Annotated in this window: 12 protein-coding genes; 4 read left to right on the forward strand and 8 right to left on the reverse strand. The window is 72.3% G+C overall.

The features are described 5' to 3' along the window. Window positions 1-50: 50 nt before the first annotated feature. From ACZ5WC_RS24625 to ACZ5WC_RS24635, 3 genes are all read left to right on the forward strand, one after another. Entirely contained in the window at window positions 51-1106 is a 1056-nt protein-coding gene (locus ACZ5WC_RS24625; RefSeq protein ID WP_468542824.1) for a hypothetical protein, read from the forward strand. A 421-nt stretch (window positions 1107-1527) separates the two neighbouring features. Continuing rightward, window positions 1528-4836: a S8 family serine peptidase gene (locus tag ACZ5WC_RS24630; protein ID WP_468542825.1), complete on the forward strand. Its 3309-nt coding sequence runs from the start codon at window positions 1528-1530 to the stop codon at window positions 4834-4836. Between the two features lie 221 nt (window positions 4837-5057). After that, complete coding sequence (locus ACZ5WC_RS24635) at window positions 5058-6086, forward strand: aspartate-semialdehyde dehydrogenase (protein WP_468542826.1); 1029 nt, start codon at window positions 5058-5060, stop codon at window positions 6084-6086. Between the two features lie 87 nt (window positions 6087-6173). Here ACZ5WC_RS24635 and ACZ5WC_RS24640 read toward each other — a convergent pair whose 3' ends face one another. The 3 genes from ACZ5WC_RS24640 to ACZ5WC_RS24650 are packed head-to-tail and all read right to left on the reverse strand — an operon-like array spanning window position 6174 to window position 7293. Next, window positions 6174-6521 carry a type II toxin-antitoxin system PemK/MazF family toxin gene (locus ACZ5WC_RS24640; RefSeq protein WP_468542827.1) on the reverse strand — a complete coding sequence of 116 codons (348 nt, stop codon included), beginning with the start codon at window positions 6519-6521 and terminating at the stop codon, window positions 6174-6176. Continuing rightward, window positions 6508-6738 carry a ribbon-helix-helix domain-containing protein gene (locus ACZ5WC_RS24645; protein WP_096632821.1) on the reverse strand — a complete coding sequence of 77 codons (231 nt, stop codon included), beginning with the start codon at window positions 6736-6738 and terminating at the stop codon, window positions 6508-6510. The genes ACZ5WC_RS24640 and ACZ5WC_RS24645 overlap by 14 nt, the downstream gene beginning before the upstream one ends. Before the next feature lie 54 nt (window positions 6739-6792). Beyond that, on the reverse strand, window positions 6793-7293 hold the full coding sequence (locus ACZ5WC_RS24650) for a DUF1203 domain-containing protein (protein ID WP_468542828.1): 501 nt from the start codon (window positions 7291-7293) through the stop codon (window positions 6793-6795). Between the two features lie 125 nt (window positions 7294-7418). Here ACZ5WC_RS24650 and pepN point away from each other — a divergent pair, with 125 nt between their 5' ends. Further along, a complete protein-coding gene (gene pepN, locus ACZ5WC_RS24655) occupies window positions 7419-9995 on the forward strand; it encodes an aminopeptidase N (RefSeq protein WP_468542829.1) in 2577 nt (858 codons plus the stop codon). A 284-nt stretch (window positions 9996-10279) separates the two neighbouring features. Here the strand turns inward: pepN and alc are convergent, their stop codons facing one another. The 5 genes from alc to ACZ5WC_RS24680 all read right to left on the reverse strand — a co-directional run bounded on the left by alc (window position 10280) and on the right by ACZ5WC_RS24680 (window position 15441). Next, window positions 10280-11434 (reverse strand): allantoicase, encoded by a 1155-nt coding sequence (alc, locus tag ACZ5WC_RS24660; protein WP_468542830.1) that lies wholly within the window; start codon window positions 11432-11434, stop codon window positions 10280-10282. A gap of 64 nt (window positions 11435-11498) precedes the next feature. Further along, window positions 11499-12407, reverse strand: a complete 909-nt coding sequence (locus tag ACZ5WC_RS24665) for a LysR family transcriptional regulator (protein ID WP_468542831.1) — start codon at window positions 12405-12407, stop codon at window positions 11499-11501. 92 nt (window positions 12408-12499) lie between these two features. After that, window positions 12500-12712, reverse strand: a complete 213-nt coding sequence (locus ACZ5WC_RS24670) for a hypothetical protein (protein ID WP_311122830.1) — start codon at window positions 12710-12712, stop codon at window positions 12500-12502. Between the two features lie 38 nt (window positions 12713-12750). After that, a complete protein-coding gene (gene malQ, locus ACZ5WC_RS24675; protein ID WP_468542832.1) occupies window positions 12751-15129 on the reverse strand; it encodes a 4-alpha-glucanotransferase in 2379 nt (792 codons plus the stop codon). Further along, window positions 15130-15441 carry a hypothetical protein gene (locus tag ACZ5WC_RS24680; RefSeq protein WP_096631124.1) on the reverse strand — a complete coding sequence of 104 codons (312 nt, stop codon included), beginning with the start codon at window positions 15439-15441 and terminating at the stop codon, window positions 15130-15132. Between the last annotated feature and the right edge of the window lie 39 nt (window positions 15442-15480).

Genomic DNA, 15480 nt, shown 5'->3' on the forward strand with positions numbered 1-15480 from the left:
GCGTGTAACAGGGGGTTAGGGCACCCTCGCCGGGCGGGAAACCCCGGGACATGACCCAGAACACCCCACTCTCCCGCCGCCTCCCGCTTCCCGTCCAGGAGGTCACCCAGCGTGTCCTGTCCGCCGCCCAGTTGCGGGCGCGGGGCGTCTCCGCCGCGCAGACGTCCGCGCAGTGCCTGCCGGGCGGCCCCTGGCAGCAGATGCTGCCGGGGGTCTACCTCCTGCACCCCGGACCGCCCACCGGCCAGGAGCGGTTGCACGGCGCGCTGCTGTACGCGGGCCGCCCCCCGGCCTCCGCGCGCCGCGCGCCCGCCGGGCCGGAGGACCCGGGATACGGCGAGGCGATGGTCACCGGGGTCGCGGCACTGGCGCTGTACGGCTTCGCCACCGTGCCGGACCTGGGGACGCTGCACCGGATCGACGTGCTGGTCCCGCGCACCCGGCGGCTGCGTTCCACCCGGTTCGTCGAGGTGCTGCGGGCCGCCGCGCTGCCGACGGCGGTGCGGGTGGGCCGGGTCCCCGTCGCCCCGGTCGAGCGGGCGCTGGCCGACGCGGTGGCGGGGCTGGACGAGGCGGCGGACGTCCAGCGGCTGCTGACCGAGGCGGTGCGCGGCGGCCACAGCGAACCAGCCGCTGTGGTACGTGAGTTGAGCGCGGCGAAGCTGCTGGGGCGGCCCGCCGTGGTGGGCGCGGTGGACGCGCTGCTGGCCGAGGGCCGGGCGGTGGCGGAGGGGCGGCTGTACGCGATGGTGCGCGAGCACGGGTTGCCGGAGCCGCTGTGGAACGTGGAGCTGCGGCTGCCGGGCGGCCCCCGGCTGGGCGGGATCGACGCGTACTGGCCGGATCACGCCGTCGCGGTGGAGCTGGACACCAGGGCGCCCCGGTCCGGCGCGCCGGGCCGGGGAGGCCGGGCCGGGGAGGACCCGCAGTGGTCCGCGTACGCCGCGAAGCGGGAGCATCTGGAGCGGCTCGGGGTGACGGTCGTCCATCTCACCCCGAGGAAGCTGCGCGAGGCGGCCGAGCAGCAGGCGACGGTGGTCCGGACGGCCCTGATGGCGGCGGCCGACCGGGAGCCCGCCGCGTACGTGATGGTGCTGCCGCGCTGAGCGGCCGCGAGCCGCCCACGGTCCCACCGACCCGGACGTGCCCGGTGCCGCTGGTCCGGATGCCCCCGATGCGACCGGCTCGGACGCCCCCGACGCGACCGGCTCGGACGCCCCCGACGCGACCGGCTCGGACGCCCCCGACGCGACCGGCTCGGACGCCCCCGACGCGACCGGCTCGGACGCCCCCGGCGCCGCCGGCCTGAACGCCCTCGGTGCCACTGGTCCGGACCACGGGTCCGAACTCACCCTTCCCGCGCCCCCTTTCGCCTCATTCATCCCTCGTGGCGCATTACCCCCAGTGGCGGATCTCTGCCATGTCGCCAACTCGTCTCCGTCAACTCTCCACAAACCTCTGTCATTTACGACAGGGTGAGCGGTCATCCGGTACCGAATTCCGGACTCTCTCTTTCAATTAACAGGGATGCTGATGACCAAGGAATCCCCCAGTTCCATACCCGGAGCGAGACGCGCTGCCCGCATCGCGGCCGCAGCAGGCCTGGCGGCCGCGATCGCCGCCACCGGTGCCGCTCCGGTGTTCGCCGCCGACGACCCGGCTCCGGCGCCCGTCAAACCGGCCGCCACGAGCGACCGGGGCGACAAGCTCGGCACCGCAGACGCCGAGGTTCTCGCCAAGGCCGAGGCCAAGGGCGAGAAGAACGTCACGATGATGATCGCCACCAAGCCGGGGGCGACCGAGCAGGTCACCGAGCAGCTGGACGCCGTCAAGGGCTCCGTGCTCGGCCAGACCTACGACAAGCTCGGTTACGTACGGGCGACGGTGCCGACCAGCACCGCCGAGACCACCATCGCGAAGGCGTCCAAGCTCAAGTCCGTCCTCGGCATCGATCTCAAGCAGGAGATCAAGCTGGACGACCCGACGCCCTCGGGCGACCGGGCCGCGGGGGCCAAGCAGCGTAAGGTCGCCGGAAGTTACCCGGCGCCGGGCAAGAAGACCCCGGCGGCCAACCCGTACAACCCGTCCTTCGAGACGGGCGCGGTCTCCTTCGTCAAGAAGAACCCGAAGGCCGACGGCCGCGGGATCACCATCGGTGTCCTGGACTCCGGTGTCGACCTCGGCCACCCGGCCCTGAAGAAGACCACCACCGGCGAGCGCAAGATCGTCGACTGGGTGACCGCGACCGACCCGGTGAACGACGGCGACGGCACCTGGCTGCGGATGTCGCAGACCGTCACCGGCCCGACGTTCACGTCCGGCGGGAAGACCTACGCGGCCCCTGAGGGCAGCTTCAGGTTCGCCACCTTCGCCGAGTCGGCCACCACCGGCGGCGACATGGCGGGCGACCTCAACCGCGACGGTGACACCACCGACGTCTGGGGCGTGCTGTACGACCCGGTCAAGGGCACCGTACGGGTGGACCTGAACGAGAACGCGGACTTCTCGGACGACAAGGCCCTCAAGCCGTACAAGGACAAGTTCCAGGTCGCCCACTTCGGTGAGGACGACCCGCGCACCAAGATCGTCGAGCGCATCCCGTTCGTCGTCGAGACCCGCAAGGACGTGGTCTACAACGCATCGGGCGCCAAGGCCGACTACGTCAACATCGGCGTGATCGAGGGCTCGCACGGGACGCACGTCGCGGGCATCACGGCGGCCAACGGCCTGTTCGGCGGCAAGATGAACGGCGCGGCGCCCGGCGCCAAGGTCGTCTCCTCGCGTGCCTGCACCTGGTCCGGCGGCTGCACCAACATCGCGCTGACCGAGGGCATGATCGACCTCGTCGTCAACCGCGGTGTCGACATCGTCAACATGTCGATCGGCGGCCTGCCGCCGCTGAACGACGGCAACAACGCCCGCGCCGAGCTCTACAAGCGCCTCGTCGACATCTACGGCGTCCAGCTCGTCATCTCGGCCGGCAACAGCGGCCCGGGCCTCAACACCATCGGTGACCCGGCCCTGGCCGACCACGTCATCTCGGTGGGCGCGTCGATCTCCAAGGAGACGTGGGCCGCGAACTACGGCTCCAGGGTCACCAAGAAGTACGACATGCTCCCCTTCTCCTCGCGCGGTCCGCGTGAGGACGGCGGCTTCACGCCGACCATCTCGGCCCCGGGTGCGTCGATCAACACCACCCAGACCTGGGCCCCGGGCGGTCCGGTCAAGGAGGCGGGCTACGCCCTGCCGCCCGGCTACTCGATGCTCCAGGGCACCTCGATGGCCTCGCCGCAGGCCGCGGGCGCTGCCGCCCTGCTGCTCTCCGCCGCGAAGCAGAAGAACCTGGAGCTGCCCCCGGCCGACCTGCGGACCGCGCTGACCAGCTCGGCGACCCACATCAAGGGCGTGCCCGCGCACGCCCAGGGTTCCGGTCTGATGAACATCCGCGGCGCCTGGAAGCTCATCACCAAGAAGGGCAACCCGGCGCACGAGTACAAGGTGAAGGCCCCGGTCGACACCGCGATCGACTTCGCGCTCAAGGACCCGGGCTTCGGCACCGGTCTCTACGACCGCGAGGGCGGCCTCAAGGTCGGCGAGACGAAGGTCTACGAGATCACCGTCACCCGCACCACGGGCCCGGACCGCAACGTCCGGCACAAGCTGTCGTGGAAGAACAACAACGGCACCTTCAAGCTGAGCAGCCCCAAGTTCGTCTCGCTGCCGCTCGACGTGCCGGTGAAGCTGAAGGTCACGGCGAAGGCCAAGAAGGCGGGCGTGCACAGCGCCATCCTCCGGCTGGACGACAAGAAGACCGTCGGCATCGACCACCAGGTCCTCTCCACGGTCGTCGTCGCCCACGAGCTGACCGAGCCCGGTTACGCGTTCAAGTCGTCGAGCTCGGTGCAGCGCAACGGCACCACCTCGTACTTCATCAACGTGCCGAAGGGCGCCAAGACCCTTGAGGTCGCCCTCAGCGCCCTGCGCTCGGGCAGCCAGACCCGGTTCATCGCCCTGCACCCGTACGGGACGCCGGTCGACCCCACCTCCACGATCAACTGCTACCCGAACTACGAGAACCCGGCCAACACCTGCCGCCCGGACGTGCGCTCCTACAAGGACCCGTACCCCGGCGTGTGGGAGATCGAGGTCGAGTCGCGTCGTACGTCGCCGCTGCTGGCCAACCCGTTCAAGCTGGACGTCTCGCTGCTCGGCGCCTCCTTCGACCCGGCGGTGCAGACCATCGACGAGGCGAAGATCGGCACCCCGGCCGCGGTGGACTGGAAGGTCACCAACGGCGCGGCGCCCCTTGAGGGCAAGCTCAAGGGCGGTGCGCTCGGCTCGGCCAAGGTCGAGAAGCCGTCGATCTCCACGGGCCAGACCCGGCAGACCACGGTCACCATCGGTGCGGGCGTCGAGCGCCTCGACTTCGCCATCGGCGGCCCGTCGGACGCCAACGCCGACCTCGACCTGTACGTCTACCGGGGCGCCACCCAGGTCGGCAGCGGGACCTCCGCCGGCTCCGAGGAGAAGGTCAGCCTGACCAAGCCGGCCGCGGGTACGTACACGGTGATCGTCGAGGGCTACTCGGTCCCGTCCGGGTCGACCACGTACGACTACCGCGACGTGTACTACGCGGCCTCGCTCGGCACCCTGAAGGTCGACACCACGAAGACCTACAGCCTGGCGAACGGCGCCTCGGCGCAGATCGGCGCCGAGGTCGTGGTCGCCGGTGCGGCTCCCGAGGGGCGGCAGTTCTTCGGTGAGGTCCAGCTGGTGAACGGCCGCGGCACCGCCGCGGGCACCGGCAGCGTCGTGATCGAGAAGGTCACGCCGTAACGGATCACTCCTGAGAAGTTCTGAGAAGTCCTGAGAAGTTCTGACCGGCGGCGGGGCGGGCGCTCTTCACGAGCACCCGCCCCGCTGTGCGTGTTCCTTGTCACAGCGCGGAGAGTCCGCAGGTCGGACAATGGATTGGACAAGGCGTGCCGGGACATACGCATCATGGAGCGGCATACGGACCGCACAGACGCACAGGTGTACAGAACAGAGGAGTCCCCGTGAAGGTCGGAATCGTCGGAGCCACCGGTCAGGTCGGCACAGTCATGCTCAGGATCCTGGCCGAGCGGAACTTCCCGGTCGACGAGCTGCGGCTGTTCGCCTCCGCTCGGTCCGCGGGCTCCACGATCGACTGGCAGGGCGCCGGCGTCACCGTCGAGGACGCCGCCACGGCCGACTACACCGGCCTGGACATCGTGCTGTTCTCCGCGGGCGGCGCGACCTCGAAGGCGCTGGCCGAGAAGGTCGCCGCCCAGGGCGCCGTGGTGATCGACAACTCCTCCGCCTGGCGCAAGGACCCCGAGGTCCCGCTCGTCGTCTCCGAGGTCAACCCGCACGCGGCCCGGGTCCGCCCCAAGGGGATCATCGCCAACCCGAACTGCACCACGATGGCCGCCATGCCCGTGCTGCGCCCGCTGCACGCGGAGGCCGGTCTCGAAACGCTGACCGTCGCCACCTACCAGGCCGTCTCCGGTTCCGGCGTGGCCGGCGTCGCCGAGCTGCACGGCCAGGCGTCCAAGGTCGTCGCCGAGGCGGAGAAGCTGGCCCACGACGGCGAGGCCGTGGACTTCCCCGAGCCCGCGGTCTACAAGCGCCCGATCGCCTTCAACGTGCTGCCGCTGGCCGGTTCGATCGTGGACGACGGTTCGTTCGAGACGGACGAGGAGCAGAAGCTCCGCAACGAGTCCCGCAAGATCCTGGAGATCCCGGAGCTGAAGGTCTCCGGCACCTGCGTGCGGGTCCCGGTCTTCTCCGGCCACTCGCTCCAGATCAACGCCGGCTTCGCCCGCCCGATCGGCGTCGAGCGCGCCTACGAGCTGCTGAAGGACGCCGAGGGCGTCGAGCTCTCCGAGATCCCGACCCCGCTCCAGGCGGCGGGCAAGGACGCCTCGTACGTCGGCCGTATCCGGGTCGACGAGACCGTCGAGAACGGCCTCGCGCTCTTCGTCTCCGGCGACAACCTCCGCAAGGGCGCGGCGCTGAACGCCGTGCAGATCGCGGAGCTGGTGGCGGCCGAGCTGAAGGGCTGAGCCGAGCCGAAGGGCTGACCAGAAGTCGTACGCGTACGGGAAGGGGCGGCCACCGGACAGACCGGTGGCCGCCCCTTCCGTATGCCCTCAGAGGGCGAGGTGCCGCCTGAGGGCCACGTCCACCTCGGCCATGCGCTGCCGGGGGGCCTTGCCGATGCGGCGCATCAGCCGCTGCGGAGAGACGGCGCGCACCTGCTCGCACTGGGCCTTGCTGTCCACCGCGAGGTGGCACTCGGCCGCCGGCAGGAGGACCTGGAAGGGAAAGACGCGCGCCGTGTTGGAGGTGATGGGCACGACCGTCAGAACACCGCGCTCCGTCCGCTCCACGGTGGCGTTGGCGCCGTCGTTCGACACGATCAGCGCCGGGCGGGCCTTGTTCGCCTCACTGCCCCGGACCGGCTCGAAGTCGATCAGGTAGATGTCACCGCGCCGCATCGGTGAGCCCGTCGCCCGAGACCCGGTCCCAGAAGTCGGCGTCCTCGCTCTTGTCCCACTCGGCGAAGGCCTCCTCGTATTCGGCCTCCAGGTTCGAGGCGCGCAACAGCTCGATCGCGGCGTGTATCACCGCGGACCGGGAATCCGCGTCGGTCTTCGCGGCGTACTCGTCGACGAAGGCGACATCCTCCTGCGGCAGGCTCACACTGATTTTCATACCCTCGATGCTACCCGTGGTGGCACAGAGGTGCTACCCCCGGTGAGGAAGCCCTCACGGCCTCCGCACCTCGAAGAGCAGGCACCCGTACTCCACCGCCCGGACCTGCACCAGCACCACCTCAGGGTCCGCGAACGCCTCGTCGAACGCCGCGTCGAAGCCCTTCTCCTCGTCGGCCGGGATCTCCAGCAGCCGACCGCCGGCGATGTGCCCGCGTGCGTCGTAGCGGCGCACCGTGCGCAGGGCGCCGGGGCGTGAGAACGGGTAGCCCCGGCGTGCGGGGTCCGGGCCCGCGCACTCCTCGGCGTGGACGAAGACGGGTCCCTGCTCGTCGTACGCCCCCGGGCTCGCCCCGGTCCCGGCCGCCCAGCGGCGCAGCGGGGCGTAGGAGACCAGGGCGATGCGCTCCCCCGGCTCGCTGCGGCGCAGGCAGCAGCGCAGGGGGGCGCCGCCTTCCGTCTCCGGGTACGGGGCACAGGGGCGGCCCGCGTCGTCGGTGGCGCGGAGTTCGGCGAGGGCGGCGGGGGTGATGGGGCGGGGCTCGTATCCGGTCATGGTCCGAGCCTGTCCCCCGGAGCCGTCCGCGTCCGGCGGAAAACGGACATCGCGCTGGGAGCGCGGCACGTGGAAGGATGGCCGGAAACGCCGCATACCAAGTAGCACACCAAGGAGATGACCGCGTGCCTGGCACGAATCTGACCCGCGAAGAGGCACAGGAGCGGGCGCGCCTGCTGACCGTGGACGCGTACGAGATCGATCTCGACCTCTCCGGAGCGCAGGAGGGCGGCACCTACCGGTCCGTGACCACCGTGCGCTTCGACTCCGCGGAGGCCGGTGCGGAGACCTTCATCGACCTGGTCGCCCCCGCCGTCCACGACGTGGTACTCAACGGCGAGGCGCTGGACGCGGCCGCCGTGTTCCACGACTCCCGGATCGCGCTGCCGCAGCTGCGCGAGGGCGCCAACGAGCTGAAGGTCGTCGCGGACTGCGCGTACACCAACAGCGGTGAGGGGCTGCACCGGTTCGTCGACCCGGTCGACGAGCAGGCCTACCTGTACACGCAGTTCGAGGTCCCGGACGCCCGCCGGGTGTTCGCCTCGTTCGAGCAGCCGGACCTGAAGGCGACGTTCCAGTTCACCGTGAAGGCCCCCTCCGGGTGGACGGTCATCTCGAACTCGCCGACGCCGGAACCGAAGGGCGACGTCTGGACGTTCGAGCCGACGCCGCGCATCTCCACGTACATCACGGCCCTCATCGTCGGCCCGTACCACGCGGTGCACAGCAGCTACGAGAAGGACGGCCAGTCCGTTCCGCTCGGCATCTACTGCCGCCCCTCGCTGGCGGAGTACCTGGACGCGGACGAGATCTTCGCCGTCACCCGGCAGGGCTTCGACTGGTTCCAGGAGAAGTTCGACTACGCGTACCCGTTCGCCAAGTACGACCAGCTCTTCGTCCCGGAGTTCAACGCGGGCGCGATGGAGAACGCGGGCGCGGTGACCATCCGCGACCAGTACGTCTTCCGCTCCAAGGTGACGGACGCGGCGTACGAGGTGCGGGCCGAGACCATCCTGCACGAGCTGGCCCACATGTGGTTCGGCGACCTCGTGACGATGGAGTGGTGGAACGACCTCTGGCTGAACGAGTCGTTCGCCACCTACACCTCGATCGCCTGCCAGGCGTACGCCGAGGGCTCCAAGTGGCCGCACGCCTGGACCACGTTCGCCAACTCCATGAAGACCTGGGCCTACCGGCAGGACCAGCTGCCCTCCACGCACCCGATCATGGCGGACATCCGGGACCTGGACGACGTCCTCGTCAACTTCGACGGGATCACGTACGCCAAGGGCGCATCCGTGCTCAAACAGCTCGTGGCGTACGTCGGCATGGACGCGTTCTTCCAGGGCGTGCAGGCGTACTTCAAGGCGCACGCCTTCGGCAACACCCGTCTGTCCGACCTGCTGGGCGCGCTGGAGGAGACCTCCGGCCGTGACCTGAAGACCTGGTCGACGGCGTGGCTGGAGACCGCGGGCATCAACATCCTGCGCCCGGAGGTCGAGACCGACGCCGAGGGCCGCGTCACCTCCTTCACCGTGCTCCAGGAGGCCCCGGCGCTGCCCGCCGGCGCCAAGGGCGAGCCGACGCTGCGCCCGCACCGGATCGCTGTCGGCTGCTACGACCTGAACGCGGACGGCAAGCTCGTCCGCACCGACCGGATCGAGCTGGACGTCGACGGCGAGCGCACCACCGTGCCGTTCCCGGAGGGCAAGGCGCGCCCGGCCGTCATCCTGCTCAACGACGACGACCTCTCCTACGCCAAGGTCCGCCTGGACGAGGAGTCCCTGCGGGTCGTCACCGAGCACCTGGGCGACTTCACCGAGTCGCTGCCGCGCGCCCTGTGCTGGGCCTCGGCCTGGGACATGACGCGCGACGGCGAGCTGGCGACCCGCGACTACCTCGCACTGGTGCTCTCGGGCATCGGCAAGGAGTCGGACATCGGCGTCGTGCAGTCGCTGCACCGCCAGGTGAAGCTGGCCCTGGACCTGTACGCGGCCCCGGAGACCCGTGAGGCCGCGCTCAACCAGTGGACGGACGCGACACTGGCGCACCTGCGGGCGGCGGAGCCGGGCAGCGACCACCAGCTGGCGTGGGCCCGCGCGTTCGCGGCGACCGCCCGCAACCCGCAGCAGCTGGATCTGCTCCAGTCGCTGCTGGACGGCACGGAGGCCATCGAGGGCCTGGCCGTCGACACCGAGCTGCGGTGGGCGTTCGTGCAGCGGCTCGCGGCCGTCGGCCTGCTCGACGAGGAGGAGATCGCCGCCGAGTACGAGCGCGACAAGACGGCGGCGGGCGAGCGCCACGCGGCCTCGGCGCGGGCGGCCCAGCCCTCGGAGGAGGCCAAGGCGCAGGCGTGGGCCTCGGTCGTGGAGTCCGACAAGCTGCCGAACTCGCTCCAGGAAGCGGTCATCAGCGGCTTCGTCCAGACGGACCAGCGCGAGCTGCTCGCCCCGTACACGGAGAGGTTCTTCGCCGCGGTGAAGGACGTCTGGGGCTCGCGCAGCCACGAGATGGCCCAGCAGATCGCGGTGGGCCTCTACCCGGCCCTCCAGGTCTCGCAGGAGACGCTGGACGCCACCGACGCCTGGCTGGCCTCGGCCGAGCCGAGCGCGGGCCTGCGCCGACTGATGTCGGAGTCGCGGTCGGGCGTGGAGCGCGCGCTGAAGGCCCAGGCCGCGGACGCGGCGGCGGCCACCGCGTAGCGGTACGTACGGCCCTGGGGGCGTCCTCTTCGTCGTGGCGAACGCGCCGCGGCGAAGGGGCGCCCCTTTGCCGTACGCCCGCGCGTTCGCTGTGTGTCCGTACCCGTGAGGTCTCCCGTGGCCCACGGCCCGAAGGGTCGTCGCAAGCTTCGGTCGCGGGCCACGGGAGGGTCGATGCCCGGCCGGGCCTGAGCGCCTGTCGGGTTGGAAACCGCCCGGCGGGCGGGCGCAGGAGCGCAACCGTCCGCCGGGCGGAGCGGGGGGTGCCGGCAGGCCCTACGGGGTCACGCGCCCGACTCCTCGTAGCGGCGGGTCAGCTCGGCCGTGCCGGACTCCGTGAGGCTGCCGTGGAGCCGCATCCGGGCCACGCCGCCGTCGGGGAAGGCGTCGAGGCGGACGTGGGTGACGACGGCCTGGGCGCGCAGCACGAAGCGGTGCGGGGTGTCGGGCTGGAGGCGGGTGCGCGGGATGATCTCGAACCACTCGCCGGTGTCACCGTTGCGGCCCTGGAGGGCGATCCAGCCCGCGGAGTTGCCCTTGAGGTAGGCGGTGTCGATCTCGACCGCGCGGACCGCGCCCTGGGCGGGCAGGCGGAAGCGGACCCAGTCGTTGGTGTCGCGGACCCGGCGGCGGCGGTTCTCCCAGCCGTCGTCCATCTTGCGGGAGGTGCCCGGCAGGATGATCTGGGTGGGCGAGGAGTAGAAGCGGTCGGAGGCGTCCTCGTACGTACCGCCGTTGAGCACGGAGATCAGGTCGACGGTGCCGAGCGCGGCGATCCAGGCGGGGTCCGGGACGACCTCGCCGTGCACGCGGAGGCGGGCGATGCCGCCGTCGGGGTGCTGGCAGAGGCGGATGTGGGTGTAGCGGCGGCCGCCGGTGATCTCGAAGGCGTTCGCGGCGTGACCGCGTACGGGGGTGGGCGGAAGGATCTCCTCCCACTTCACGTCGTCGGCGAGCAGCTGCTCAGGGCTCGGGGCGCCTTCGACGGAGGTGGCCTGCACCGATACGCGCTGCGGGTAGTTGCCGCGGAAGTGGGCGGTGTCCACGATCAGGCCGCGAATGACGCCGGGGGCGCCGAGGCGGACGATCGCCCAGTCGTGGTCCTCGGGGGCCGGGAAGGGGCTCTCGGCGGCCGCGCCGCGGCGGCGGCGGGTCTCCCAGCCGTCCATGATCTTGCCCTTGTGCCCGAAGTGCTCCGGGTCGAAGACGGCGCGCTCGCGGATCAGGAGGTTCTCGCGCTCGGCGAAGAACTCGTCGTTGGCGGCGATCACGCCCGCGCCCAGGCGGCGGTCGGCGAGGTCGACCAGCTCGATGAAGGGGAGGTCCCCGGCCTCGCGGTAGTCCGCGTAGGGGTCGCCGCCGCCGTAGGGCGCGGCGTCATTGGCATGAGGGTCGGTGTCGGAGTCCTGGAATGCGGTCTCGCTCGCGTCGAAGGTCATGCCCCTACCCTCGCGCGACCGGAACCATCAGGTCCATCGAAAGTTTTCGCAGATACTGTTCAGCTCAACTGAACGTACGGGCCACCTGTGCGAGCGCCGCGAGCACCCGCGCCACCGCCGGGCCGCTCTCCGCCCCGTGCCGGACCGCGGCCACCACATGGCGGCGCGGCTGGTCCGCCTCCAGTACCCGCATCACCACGCCCTCGCTCCGCTCCCGGGCGGCCATCCGGGGGACCAGCGCGATCCCCATGCCCGCCTCGACGAGGGCGAGGATGGCGGTCCATCCGGCGGCGCTGTGGGCCTGCTCGGGGACGAAACCCGCGGCTTCGCAGGCGGCCGTGGTGATCTCCGACCAGGGCCCCGAGCCGCCGAAGATCCAGCGGTCGGCGGCCAGGTCCGCCAGGCGCAGCGCGGGCGCGTCGGCCAGCGGGTGACCGGCCGGGAGCGCCACGTCCAACGGGTCGGCGAGCAGCGGGAAGAGGGAGAAGCGGGGGTCGCGGGCGGTGGGCGCGTGCGCGGCCAGCGACAGGGCCAGGTCCACCTCGCCCGCGGTGAGCAGCTCGTACGCCTGGGCGGCCTCGGCCTCCCGTACGCGTACGTCGGGTCCCGGGCGCTCCTCGGCGCGCAGCAGCCGGACGGCGGGTACGACGAGGGCGGGCACCGCGGTGGAGAACGCGCCGACCCTGACCTCACCGGCCTCGCCGCGCAGATAGCCGGTCAGTTCGGCCTCGGCCCGCTCCAGCTGGGCGAAGACCGCCTCCGCGTGACGCAGGACGAGGTGGGCGGCGTCGGTGAGGCGGACGCGGCGGCCCTGGGGCTCCAGCAGCTCCACGCCGAGCTGCCTGGCCAGGTTGGTGAGCTGCTGGGAGACGGCGGAGGGGGTCATCAGGAGCGCCTCGGCGGTCGCCGTCACCGTGCCCCGGTCGCGCAGGGTGCGCAGGATGCGGAGCTTCTTGACGTCCCACTCGGTCATGGGCGCAACCTACCGGCCCCGCCCGGAGCCGGACGCACGTGTGCGCCGCGCGGTAGCTCCTACCGGCGGCGCACCCGTCGTACGTGTGCGGGTCAGACCTGCTTCTTGGACTTGTCCAGGACCATGACCAGGCCCGTGATCACCAGGAACAGGGCGATGGGCGCGACGACGTAGAGACCGATGGTCTCCATCGCACTGAGGCCCGGACCCGGATCGTCACCGTCGTCGGGCGTGAGCGCGAGTGCCGGGGCCGACATGAGCAGCATCATCAGCGTCGTCCCGGCCGCAACGACGCCGGCGCGCATAGCGTTCTTCTTGTCCACGGTGCCAACGTAGCGAACGCCTAGGCGGGGCGCTCGCCCGGGGGTGCCGTACGGGGCTTCCGGGGCCCGAGGACTGCCATCAGGGCGTGCAGGCGGGGCGAGGCGGTGATCTCCTCCAGGGTGACGGGGTGGCCCTCCGGGTCGGCGATCGGGAGGCGCCAGTTGGGGTACTGGTCCCAGGTGCCGGGGAGATTCTGCGGGCGGCGGTCGCCCACGGTGTCGGGGAGCCAGACGCCGGTCAGCCGGGCGGGGGTGCGCAGCAGGAAGCGGTGGACGGCGCGGACGGCGGCCTCTTCGTCGCCGTCGCCCTCGGGGAGCATCCGCAGCCGGGCGAGGAGGGCCAGCCACTCGGCGGTGTCGGTGGCGTCCCCGGTCAGCTCCTCCTCCAGGGGGCGGGTGAGCAGGCCGAGGCGGTGGCGCAGGGTCACGTGATCGCCGGTCAGCCGGGCGGCGGTGGAGGGCAGATCATGGGTGGTGGCGGTGGCGAGGCAGTCCCGGCGCCACTTCTCCGGGGCGAGCGGGCGGCCGTCGCCGTCCCAGTCGCGCTCGAACCAGAGCACGGAGGTGCCGAGCACCCCGCGCCGGGCGAGCGCCTCACGGACGCCGGGCGCGACGGTGCCGAGGTCCTCGCCGACGACGACGGCACCGGCCCGGTGGGCCTCCAGGACGAGCACGGCGAGCATCGCCTCGGCGTCGTACGCGACATACGTGCCGTCGGTGGGCGGGCGGCCCTCGGGCACCCACCAGAGCCGGAACAGGCCCATGACGTGGTCGATGCGCAGAGCCCCGGCGTGGGCCAGCAGCCCGCGCAGCAGGCCCCGGTAGGCGGCGTAGCCGGTGGCGGCGAGGGTGTCGGGGCGCCAGGGCGGCAGGCCCCAGTCCTGGCCGCGCGCGTTGAAGGCGTCCGGGGGCGCGCCGACGGACATGCCGTGGGCGAAGGCCTCCTGCTGGGCCCAGGTGTCGGCCCCGGACGGGTGCACGCCGACGGCGAGGTCGTGGACGATCCCGACGCCCATCCCGGCGTCCTCGGCGGCCCGTTGGGCGGCGGCGAGCTGGGTGGCGGTCAGCCAGGCGAGGCGGCAGTGGAAGTCGACCCGGTCCAGCAGCTCGGAGCGGGCGCGGGCGGTGCCCGGGGAGCGGGGGTCGCGCAGGGCGGCGGGCCAGCCGCGCCAGTCGGGCCCGTGCACCTCGGCGAGCGCGCACCACAGGGCGTGGTCCTCCAGCGCCTGGCCCTGCTCGGCGAGGAAGTCGCAGTAGGCGGCGCGCCGGCCGGGGGTCAGCGGCACCTCGACGACGAGCTCCAGGGCCTGGCTCTTCAGCTCCCGGACGGCGTCCCGGTCGATGAGGGCGCCCTTGTTCAGCACGGCCTCGCTGAGCGCGGCGGCGTCCTGGCGGAGGTCGTCCAGGGTGGCCCGGTCGCGTACGTGCCCGTACTCCGGGATGGACTCGACGTGCAGGTGCACCGGGTCGGGGAAGCGGCGCGAGGAGGGGCGGTAGGGCGACGGGTCGGTGGGCCGCCCCGGAACGGCCGCGTGCAACGGGTTGACCTGGACGAACCCGCACCCGAGCGTGCGCCCGGCCCAGGCGGCGAGGTCGGCCAGGTCCCCGAGGTCTCCCATGCCCCAGGAGCGGGCGGACAGCAGCGAGTAGAGCTGCACCAGGAACCCGTGCGCGCGCCCGGCCGGCTGCGGCGCCCGGGCCGGGGCGACGACGAGCGTGGCGGTGGCCCGGCGGTGGTCCGGCGTACGGACGTGGAGGCGATGGACACCGTGGGGCGGCGCGACCCACCAGCCGGGGGCGGACGGAGGCTCCACCGCACCCGTGCCGCCCGGCTGAGCGGCGGCACGCTCGGCGCTCCGGGGCGCGGCGGAGAGCGCGGGCGCGGGGGAGGGCAGAGGCTCAGCGGAGGGCACGGGCGCCTCGGAGGGCGCGGGCTCGGCGGAGGGCAGGGGCCCGGCGAGAGGCACGGGCTCGGCGGAAGGCACAGGCCCGGCGGAAGTCACGGGTCCGGCGAGAGGCACGGGCTCGACGGAAGGCGCGGGAGCGCCCGGCGCCGCCCCCCGCACCCGCATGCTCAGCGGGGCCGGAGCGCGGCCCGGGCGCCGCCCCGGGGGCGTCGACGACTCCGGCTCGACCGTGACGGTCGAGCCGGAAGGAAGGCGGGTCAGGGCGGGCGGCAGGGGCTCGCCGGACCAGACCACCACCGTCGGCGGCAGCAGGTGCGAGCGGGACTCCGCGGCGACGAGGCACTTCCGTACGTCCGCCGGGGTGCCGGCGTCCACGCCCAGCGCGGCGAGCACGGCGATGACCGTGTCGTCGGGGACGGACACCGTGACATCCGGCGACGGGGAGTAGGAGGTGGCGACACCGTGCAGTGCGGCGAGCCGGGACAAGCCCATTCAGACTCCTGGGAACTCCAAGCCCCCTGCGGTGCCGGGTGCGGTCGGCTCGCTGGTCAGAGGGGCGACGGCGGCGAGCGGCGGCTCGCTCGTGAGCGGGGTGGCATCGGCGAGCGGCGGCTCGCTGGTCAGGGGGGCGGCGTCGGCGAACGTGGACCCGCCGAGCAGCAGGGAGACATCGGCGAGCGGCGGCCCGCTGATCAGGTGGGCGACATCGGTGAGCGGAGGTTCACTGGTCAGCGGCGCGGAAACGGCCTGGGCGGGTACCTGTTTGGAGAGGGCGGAGAGCAGGAGCTGCGCGGAAGCGGGCATGGTGGCCTCCTGGCCATGGAGAACAGGACACAGCAGACC

The sequence above is a fragment of the Streptomyces sp. NPDC033165 genome, assembly GCF_055577965.1.